Origin of the sequence: Streptomyces sp. NPDC127119, from assembly GCF_042677425.1 — a bacterium.
Lineage (GTDB): Bacteria > Actinomycetota > Actinomycetes > Streptomycetales > Streptomycetaceae > Streptomyces.
In genome coordinates, this window is the sequence record NZ_JBHXTO010000232.1 from 1 (window position 1) to 8,639 (window position 8,639).

At 71.8% G+C, this 8,639-nt stretch carries 8 protein-coding genes; 3 read left to right on the forward strand and 5 right to left on the reverse strand.

Going from position 1 to position 8,639, the window contains the following annotated elements; translation table 11 throughout:
• Nucleotides 1-118 precede the first annotated feature (118 nt).
• Nucleotides 119-1,297, reverse strand: coding sequence for a phytanoyl-CoA dioxygenase family protein (locus ACFVH5_RS42510; protein ID WP_385839043.1), 1,179 nt, complete (start codon nucleotides 1,295-1,297; stop codon nucleotides 119-121).
• 140 nt (nucleotides 1,298-1,437) lie between these two features.
• The gene (locus ACFVH5_RS42515; protein ID WP_385839049.1) at nucleotides 1,438-1,875 is read right to left on the reverse strand and encodes a DUF4442 domain-containing protein; all 438 of its coding nucleotides are present in this window, start codon (nucleotides 1,873-1,875) and stop codon (nucleotides 1,438-1,440) included.
• 165 nt (nucleotides 1,876-2,040) lie between these two features.
• Between ACFVH5_RS42515 and ACFVH5_RS42520 the strand changes: the two genes are divergently transcribed.
• The gene (locus ACFVH5_RS42520; protein WP_384816441.1) at nucleotides 2,041-3,075 is read left to right on the forward strand and encodes a hypothetical protein; all 1,035 of its coding nucleotides are present in this window, start codon (nucleotides 2,041-2,043) and stop codon (nucleotides 3,073-3,075) included.
• Nucleotides 3,076-3,226: 151 nt separating this feature from the next.
• Nucleotides 3,227-4,525: an MFS transporter gene (locus ACFVH5_RS42525; RefSeq protein WP_385839045.1), complete on the forward strand. Its 1,299-nt coding sequence runs from the start codon at nucleotides 3,227-3,229 to the stop codon at nucleotides 4,523-4,525.
• A 31-nt stretch (nucleotides 4,526-4,556) separates the two neighbouring features.
• Here the strand turns inward: ACFVH5_RS42525 and ACFVH5_RS42530 are convergent, their stop codons facing one another.
• The 3 genes from ACFVH5_RS42530 to ACFVH5_RS42540 all read right to left on the reverse strand — a co-directional run bounded on the left by ACFVH5_RS42530 (nucleotide 4,557) and on the right by ACFVH5_RS42540 (nucleotide 7,719).
• Nucleotides 4,557-5,402, reverse strand: coding sequence for a spermidine synthase (locus ACFVH5_RS42530; protein WP_385839046.1), 846 nt, complete (start codon nucleotides 5,400-5,402; stop codon nucleotides 4,557-4,559).
• Nucleotides 5,403-5,498: 96 nt separating this feature from the next.
• Nucleotides 5,499-6,668 (reverse strand): elongation factor Tu, encoded by a 1,170-nt coding sequence (gene tuf, locus ACFVH5_RS42535; protein WP_384816432.1) that lies wholly within the window; start codon nucleotides 6,666-6,668, stop codon nucleotides 5,499-5,501.
• Nucleotides 6,669-6,984: 316 nt separating this feature from the next.
• Nucleotides 6,985-7,719: a DNA alkylation repair protein gene (locus tag ACFVH5_RS42540; RefSeq protein ID WP_385839048.1), complete on the reverse strand. Its 735-nt coding sequence runs from the start codon at nucleotides 7,717-7,719 to the stop codon at nucleotides 6,985-6,987.
• 49 nt (nucleotides 7,720-7,768) lie between these two features.
• Between ACFVH5_RS42540 and ACFVH5_RS42545 the strand changes: the two genes are divergently transcribed.
• Nucleotides 7,769-8,542, forward strand: a complete 774-nt coding sequence (locus tag ACFVH5_RS42545) for a TVP38/TMEM64 family protein (protein WP_384816426.1) — start codon at nucleotides 7,769-7,771, stop codon at nucleotides 8,540-8,542.
• The last annotated feature ends 97 nt before the right edge of the window (nucleotides 8,543-8,639 follow it).

An 8,639-nucleotide genomic window follows, 5' to 3' on the forward strand; every position in this document is an offset into this window, starting at 1 on the left:
ACCCAGGGGCGCGGGGAACTGCGCAGTCTTTGTCTTTGTTTTTAGGGGCGCGGGGAACTGCGCGGCCGGCCACAGCGCACCCGCACCCGAAGGGCCTCGCCCAGACACCCCACCCCCCTCAGCTGGCGCGGCGCGCTACTCCCTCACGCAGAGCCTCCCGCAACCGACCCGCCTCCCACCCCTCACTCAGCGCGAGACGGACAAGGTCCGCCTGGGACGCCGGTGCCAGCCCGCCGACCGGGGGGTCGGAGTCCAGGTTGGTCGGAAAGGCATAGCCCTCGGCACTGGACGCCACCACCGCGTCCAGCCACTCCCGCCCGGCCCCCGCCGCGGCCCGAGCGAGCAGCACCGGGTACACCGCGTTCGACACGGCCTCCCGGTCGACGCTCTCCATCGCCCGCCCGAACGCGGAGGACACCTGCAGCAGATTGGCCATCCGCCGGATGTCCGCGGACGTGTTGTGTCCGGCGGCATGGAACAGCGCGGGGTTGAAGAACACCGCGTCCCCCGCGGCAAGCGGCAGTTGCACGTGGTGCGCCTCGAAGTACTCGTGGAACTCCGGCAGCCGCCAGGCCAGATAGCCGGCCTCGTACTTCTGCGAGTGCGGCAGATACATGGTCGGGCCGGACTCGACGGGCATGTCGCAGTGGGCGACCGCCCCTTGCAGCGTCAGCACCGGCGAGAGCCGGTGCACGTGTGCCGGGTACCGGGCGGCGGCCTCGTTGCTCAGGAAGCCCAGGTGGTAGTCGCGGTGCACGGTCTGCGCGGCCCCACCCGGGTTCACGACGTTGACCTGTGAGGTGACCTGGTAGGCGGGACCGAGCCAGGCCAGGGAGACCAGGGCGAGGATGTCGTTGGCGTAGTAGTCGACGAACGCCTCCGGATCCAGCAGGGCAGCCTTCTCCAACGCGTTCCAGACCCTGTCGTTCGCGCCCGGCTTCGCGAAGTGGTCGCCCGCGACGGCCCCGGAGGCGCGCTGTTCGGCGATCAGGGCGTCGAAGACCCCGGTCGCCCGGTCGAGGATCCCGCGGTCGGGGAAGGCGCCCTTGAACACGGCGATGCCGGGCCCTTCGGCGAGCGCCCGGACCAGTTCCGCCTGGACGTTCCGGCGGCCTTCGGGCGTCCGTACCTCGGCGCGCAGGCTCTCGCTCTCGTACAGCAGGACGTTCCGCTCGACGGCGGCGGCGTACGGGTAGTCGGCCGGGTCGGTGCCCCGCTCGACCAGTTCACGGAATCCGTCGAGGTCGCAGTCGTCCACGGACAGCCAGGCGCGGGGTCCTGAAAGGGTGCTGGACATCGTCGTCCTTTCGGGGTGGTCCTTGCGGAGGTCGCGGCGAACCGTTGGGGGTCGCGGCGACGCTTTGCAGTCATTCTCACGACGCCGCACCCCTCAAGCAATCGTCACCGAACCATCAAAAACCCCTCAGGGAAACGTCCTCAGCCGTTGGGGCGCAGCGTCCAGACGACGGTCATCTCGCCGGTGACGGCGCCGTCCTCGCGCCGGATGGCGACGGCGACCGGGAACTCCGGGCGCAGGCCGGCGTCGAGTTCGGCGACGACGTCGGCGGCGGGCCGCCCCAGGGTGGCGGTGGCCGTGACCGGGCCCCTGGCCAGCTTCTTGAACGCGATCTCGGCGGTCACGGGCAGCGGCACGGCCCGCGCGAGCTGGTCCCCGAACGCGGCCAGTACGACCGCCCCGCTCGCCGACTCCCCCAGGGTGAACATCGCTCCGGCATGGGGCCCGCCCACGTGGTTGTGGTACTCGCTCTGGTCGGGCAGTGCGAGTACGGCCTTGTCCGGAGTGGTTTCGAGGTATTCCAGTTTCAGGGTCCGGACCATCGGCACGGTGGCGGCGAGCATCTCGCCGATAGACATCTGATCTGCGCTCATGGCCGCACGTTACCCACGAGTAGCGAATCTTGAACAGTCTCCTGGACGGGATCTCGAACACACGGCGCCCGCCCTCGGGGGTGATCCGGTACGTGCCTGATGAGGGCCAGTGACCCAACTGTGTCCCGTGCGGCATTAGGGTTACTGGCCATGTGGCCAGGAAATCAGCCGCCCGGGGGCGAGCAGAACCCGCAGGACCAGAACCAGAACCCGTACCAGCAGCCGGGGTACCAGCAGCCGAATCCGTATCAGCAGCCCGGATATCAGCAGCCCGGGTACCAGACCGGACCCCAGCCGCAGAACCCGTACACGCAGCCGGGGCAGCCCGGCTGGACCGCGCCCGGTGCGCCGCAGCCCCCCGAGGGCGGCGGCAGGAACAGGACGAAGATCGTCGCGATCGTGGCCGCCGCGGCGGTCGTCGTCGCGGCCGGTGTCACGGGCGTGCTGGTCCTGGGCGGCGACAAGGACGACGAGGCCGGCGACAAGGACGGCAAGGCGAAGCAGCCGTCGCCGAGCGCGCCGAAGGACCCGAGCGGGTCGGCGTCCGCCGAGGAGGACAACCCGCGCGGCACGGACGCCGAGAAGCCGACGGTGGCGGGCTGGAAGGTCGTCATCAACCCGCGCTTCGGCACGATGTTCGACGTGCCCGCCGAGTGGGAGATCGAGAGCACCGACACGAGCGTCGGCTTCGAGTGGGAGGAGAAGGGCAAGACCGACCGCACCACGGTCACCGCCCCCGCCTACCTCAAGTCCAAGTGGTGCACCAGCGACAGCGACAAGGACGGCCGCGAGGAGAACACGGCGCTGGTCACCGCCGGAACGCGTGGCGAGAACGGCGCCAAGGACGCGGCCGAGGCGGCCGAGACCCGCGTCCCGTGGTGGATCTTCGGTGGCTACACGCAGCCCGACAAGAAGAGCGTGAAGTGGGACAAGGCGAAGGACTACACGACGAAGTCGGGTCTCAAGGGCAGCGTCGCCAACGCGCACTCCAGCAACACGCCCCAGAACGGGAAGTGTGACAGCGAGGGCAAGGCCATCACCTTCGCGTTCAAGAACAGCGCGGGCGACTACGTCACCTGGAACCTGTTCGGCGCCCAGGGTGTCGACGACGAGATCCCCGACGCGACCGTCCAGAAGATCCTGAGCACGGTGCGTCTCACCAAGGACGCCCCGACCGACGGCTGAGCCGCGGCGGATCGGCCGGAACCGCAGCAGGAACCATTCGCCCCGTCTGCCCGAGTGCACGACGGGGCGAAGCGGAACCGAGCGGGAGGCGGCACGGAACAGGCCGACAATCAGTTTGGCAAGTCGGCCCGTCGGCGGAGATAGTCGCCAGGTGAAGCCCGCCGCCGACTCCCCCACCGGACTGCGCCGCCCCTCCTGGGCGGGGCGCAACTACACCCTGCTGACCGCCGCCGCGGTCGTGACGAACCTGGGCAGCCAGGGTGCGTTGATCGCGGCGGCGTTCGCCGTCCTGGACGAGGGCGGCGACGGCGGCGACGTGGGCCTGGTGGCGGCGGCCCGCACGCTGCCCCTCGTCCTCTTCCTGCTGATCGGCGGCGCGGTCGCGGACCGTCTGCCGCGGCACCGCGTGATGGTCGCGGCCAACACCCTCAACTGCCTCTCCCAGGCGGCCTTCGCGGCCCTCGTGCTCGCCGGTGAGCCGCAGCTCTGGCAGATGATGCTGCTCACCGCGCTCGGCGGCACCGGCCAGGCGTTCTTCGCCCCGGCCGCCGAGGGCATGCTGCTCTCCTCCGTCAGCGGCGCGCAGGCCAACCGCGCCTTCGCCGTGTTCCGCCTCGCGATGCACGGGGCCGGTCTCGGCGGCGCCGCGCTCGGCGGTGTCATGGTCGCGCTGGTCGGGCCGGGCTGGGTGCTCGCCGTGGACGCGCTGGCCTTCGCGGTCGCGGGCGCCCTGCGCGCCTTCCTCGACGTCGGCCACATACCGCCCCGGGTGCCGGGCACCGGGCTGCTCACCGATCTGCGCGACGGCTGGCGGGAGGTCGTGGGACGGCCCTGGCTGTGGGCGATCGTCGCGCAGTTCTCGGTCGTGGTCGCCGTCGTGGGCGCCGCCGAGGCGGTGTACGGCCCCCTGGTCGCCCGGGACAGTCTCGGCGGCGCCGGTCCGTGGGGCCTGGCCCTCGCCGCGTTCGGCGGGGGCACGGTCGGGGGCGCGCTGCTGATGATGCGCTGGAAACCCCGCAGGCTCCTCCTCGCGGGCACGCTCTGCGTGTTCCCGCTCGCCCTGCCGTCCGCCGCGCTCGCCGTGCCGTTCCCGGTCGGCGCCCTGTGCGCGGTGATGTTCGTGACCGGCGTCGCCATCGAGGTGTTCGGCGTCTCCTGGATGACCGCGCTGCACCAGGAGATCCCGGAGGACAAGCTCTCCCGCGTCTCGGCGTACGACTGGTTCGGCTCGATCGCCATGGTCCCGCTCGCCACCGCCCTGGCGGGCCCGGCCGAGTCCGTCTTCGGACGTCCGGCGGCCCTGTGGGGCTGTGCGGTCCTGGTCGTCGTGGTGACGGCGGCGGTGCTGTTCGTGCCCGACGTACGCAATCTGACGCGGCGCACGAAGGAAGTGACGCAGGGGATCCCGGCGAAGAGCGAGCGGACGAGCCCGGCGCACTCCGAGAACTGAGCCCCGTCCGCCGCTGGACCGGTCGCGCCGGTCAGCCGATGCTGAACGCCCCGGACGGCGGCTCCGGCGACGGCACCGCGTCCTCGTCCCGTACGGGCTTCGCGTCCCCGATGAAGACCCGCAGCGTGTCCCCGTGTTCGACGCGCGCCGGAAAGGCGTCGGAGGCCGTGCGGCGCATGAGGGTGGCGGTGTCGAGCGGCCGGTGCGAGGCGACGAGCACCGCGTTCCCGAAGCGGCGCCCGCGCAGCACCCCCGGCTCGGCGATCAGCGCCAGCTCCTCGAACACGGTGGAGAACGTGGCGAGCTGGGAGCGCAGGAAGGCGAAGGGCGAGGCGTCGGCGAGGTTGGCGAGGTACACGCCGTCGCCCCGCAGCACACGTGCCGTCTCCCGCGCGTACGCCACCGAGGTCAGGTGCGCCGGTACCCGGGAACCGCCGAAGACGTCGGCGACCAGGACGTCGGCCGAGGCGGCGGGGGCGTTTTCGAGCCAGGCGCGGGCGTCGGCGCCGTGCAGCGCGATGCCCGCGTCCCCGGGGACGGGCAGCTGCTCGACGACGAGGTCAAGGAGCTTCCTGTCGGCCTCCACCACGTCCTGCCGGGACCCCGGCCGGGTCGCGGCGAGATAGCGGGGCAGGGTGAGCGCGCCGCCGCCGAGGTGCAGCGCGTCCAGCGGGAGCCCCGGCTCCGCGACCGTGTCGAGGACGTGCCCGAGGCGTCGCGCGTACTCGAACTCCAGGTAGGTCGGCTCGTCGAGGTCGACGTACGACTGGGGCGCCCCGTCGACCGTCAGCAGCCAGGCCCGCTCGCGGTCGATGTCCGGCATCAGCTTGGCGGTCCCGTGATCCACGGTCCTGGTCACGGGTATCGGCTCGTCCACGCACCCATTGTGCCGGTGCCGCGCGGGTGCCCGCCCGCCTTCCGCACGGAAGGGTCCGTACGGAAGGCGGGCGCCTGCCCGGCGGGCGCCGACGGTTCAGCCGACGGCGGTCACCGTGCCGGCGCCGACCGTGCGGCCGCCCTCACGGATCGCGAAGCCCAGGCCCGGCTCCAGCGGCACGTCACGCCCCAGCTCGACCGTCATGGTGACGGTGTCGCCGGGCCGCGCGACCGCGCTCCCCCCGAGGTCGACGTCGCCGACGACGTCCGCGGTGCGGATGTAGAACTGCGGCCGGTAGCCGGTGGCCACCGGCGTCGTCCGCCCGCCCTCGCCCGCCGACAGGACGTACACCTGCGCGGAGAAGCGACGGCTGGGGACGACGCTGCCGGGCGCCGCGACGATGTGTCCGCGGCGCACGGCGTCGCGGGGGACGCCGCGCAGCAGCAGCGCCACGCTGTCACCGGCCTGCGCCTCTTCCATGGGCTTGCCGAACGTCTCCAGACCCGTGACCACCGTGTCCACGGCGGCACCGAGCACTTCGACGCGGTCGCCCACCCGGATCGTGCCGCGCTCGACGGCCCCCGTGACGACCGTGCCGCGGCCGGTGATGGTGAGCACGTTCTCCACCGGCAACAGGAACGGCGCGTCCACATACCGCTCGGGCAGGGGGACGTACGTGTCCACGGCGTCCAGCAGCGCGCCGATCGCCTCGGTCCACCGGGGGTCGCCCTCCAGCGCCCGGAGTCCGGAGACCCGTACGACCGGTACGGAGTCGCCCCCGTAGCCGTGCGAGGTCAGCAGCTCGCGGACCTCCAGCTCCACGAGGTCGGTCAGCTCCTCGTCGCCCGCGTCCGCCTTGTTCAGGGCGACGACGATGTGGTCGACGCCCACCTGCCGGGCGAGCAGCACGTGTTCGGCGGTCTGGGGCATGATCCCGTCGAGCGCGGAGACCACGAGGATCGCCCCGTCGAGCTGGGCGGCGCCCGTGACCATGTTCTTGACGTAGTCGGCGTGGCCCGGCATGTCGACGTGCGCGTAGTGGCGGGTGTCGGTCTCGTACTCGACGTGCGCGATGTTGATGGTGATGCCGCGCGCGGCCTCCTCCGGCGCCCGGTCGATCCGGTCGAACGGTACGTAGGTGCCGGAGCCGCGCTCGGCGAGGACCTTGGTGATGGCGGCGGTCAGGGTGGTCTTGCCGTGGTCGACATGACCCATGGTGCCGATGTTCAGATGCGGTTTGGTGCGCACGTAAGCCGTCTTGGGCATGGCAGAGCCTCGAAGCCTCTTCGGTGTCAGCAGAGCTGAGCGGTGGTCCCGGCGTCGATACGGCCGGGACGGGGACCCCCAGGTCCTGCCGACCCTCCCCCTGCGGGGTCCGCCGGACGATCCGGGAAGGGTCAGCTTCGGGTGCCTGCTGCTGTGGCCACGGTGTTCGGGACGGCAGCCTTCGGAGCATCCGCGACCGCGGATGCTGCGTGAGGGAAGGCGTACCGGAACATGAGGCGATCATCGCCGACGGGGCGGATCGCGTCGAATGGTTTTTCGTGCCCCGGGGCCCGCCGTCCGCCACCCACGGCCGGTCTCAGGGGCCGATGCTCCTGAGCGCCTCGCGCACGGACAGCGGCGAGAGCCGGTCCCGCTCACGGGCCACGAAGTCCCGTACGGCGTCCGGATCCGTCCTGGCGTACTCGCGCAGGCTCCAGCCGATCGCCTTGCGGATGAAGAAGTCGGGATGTCCGGACCGGCGGACGCAGTACGCGAAGAGGCGTTCGCCGTCGGTGGCGTCCTTGTGGCGGAGCTGGTGGAGAAGAGCGGTACGGGCGACCCACAGGTCGTCGTCCTCGATCCACTCGTCCATGTCCGCCCGCAGCTTCGGATCGGCCGCGACGAGGCCGCCGACCACGTGGGCGGCGAGCAGGTCGACGGTGTCCCACCAAGGGACCGTGGAGACGAGATGACGGGCCACGGGCAGGAATCCGGACGAGAGACGCCTCACATGCCGGCGCAGATAGTCGACGGCGAAGTACTGGTACTCGCGCTCCGGCAGCCGCCAGCAGCGCAGCGCCACCGCCGTGCAGTCGGCCTCGTCCGGCACAGGCGTTCCCCGCAGCACCGTCCGGGAGAGCGCGCGGCGATCAGGCGTGGTCAGACCGAGGAAAGGGGCGATGTCCTTCATGTACGCGCGTGCCGTCACGGCCCGTTCCGGATCGGCCGCGGCGGGGTAGGAGACGGTCAGCCGTGCCAGCAAGGTGTCCGCGAGAACGCTGTGCGACGGCCCCGAACGGCCGTCCGACGTTCCGGAAGCTGTGACGCCCATGAGACGAACCATACGGCGAACACACACATGGGTCGGTTAGTGTCACCGGATGCTCGATGCCACCACCCGCTCTGGGGGCACCGCCACGGTCAGTCCCCCGCTTCCCGCAACAGAACTCGTCCCCGTCGAGTTCACCGCCGCGCCGACAGGCCTGGCCGCCCGCGTCACGAGAGCCCTGTTCTCGCCGTGGGCCCGGCTCTCCCTGCTGGTCGCGCTGCTGCTGTCGGCCGCCGGGACGGTGCTGCTGTTCGAGCCACAGAGACTGCTCGCCGACGGCTGGCCGCCCCAGCTGACCGGCGCCGCGGCGGCCCTGGTCTTCGCGGTCGCGTACGGGCTGTGCACGGTGGCGTTCGTGCCCCGGCCGATCCTCAACCTCGGAGCGGGTGCCCTCTTCGGCTCGCAGCTGGGGCTGGGGGCCGCGCTCGCCGGTACGGTCCTGGGGGCCGGGATCGCCTTCGGACTCGGCCGGATGCTCGGGCAGGACGCGCTGCGGCCCCTGCTGCGCGGTCGCTGGCTGAAAGCGGCGGACGGGCAGCTCAGCCGGCACGGCTTCCGCTCGATGATGGCCGCGCGGCTGTTCCCCGGGGTGCCGTTCTGGGCCGCGAACTACTGCGCGTCCGTGTCGCGGATGGGCTGGTTCCCCTTCCTGCTCGCGACGGCGCTGGGTTCGATCCCGAACACCGCGGCGTACGCGGTGGCGGGGGCCCGTGCGTCCGCTCCGACCTCGCCCGCGTTCCTGATCGCGATGGCCTTCATCGCGCTTCCGGCGCTGGCCGGCGCGATGGTGGCCTGGCGCAAGCGCCACCATTTGCGGGCCCGCTGAGGCCACATCGCCGGGTGCGGGTCGTCTGTGGCTGAGCGCGCAGTTCCCCGCGCCCCTGAAAGACGAAAAGCAGGGGCGCAGCCCCGCTTTTCAGGGG

Bases quoted from the DNA above. Each gene is read 5' to 3' on its own strand.
- tuf (WP_384816432.1), bottom strand. From the start codon at position 6,668: ATGCCCAAGACGGCTTACGTGCGCACCAAACCGCATCTGAACATCGGC.
- ACFVH5_RS42510 (WP_385839043.1), bottom strand. From the start codon at position 1,297: ATGTCCAGCACCCTTTCAGGACCCCGCGCCTGGCTGTCCGTGGACGAC.
- ACFVH5_RS42540 (WP_385839048.1), bottom strand. From the start codon at position 7,719: ATGGGCGTCACAGCTTCCGGAACGTCGGACGGCCGTTCGGGGCCGTCG.
- ACFVH5_RS42520 (WP_384816441.1), top strand. From the start codon at position 2,041: ATGTGGCCAGGAAATCAGCCGCCCGGGGGCGAGCAGAACCCGCAGGAC.
- ACFVH5_RS42545 (WP_384816426.1), top strand. From the start codon at position 7,769: ATGCTCGATGCCACCACCCGCTCTGGGGGCACCGCCACGGTCAGTCCC.
- ACFVH5_RS42515 (WP_385839049.1), bottom strand. From the start codon at position 1,875: ATGTCTATCGGCGAGATGCTCGCCGCCACCGTGCCGATGGTCCGGACC.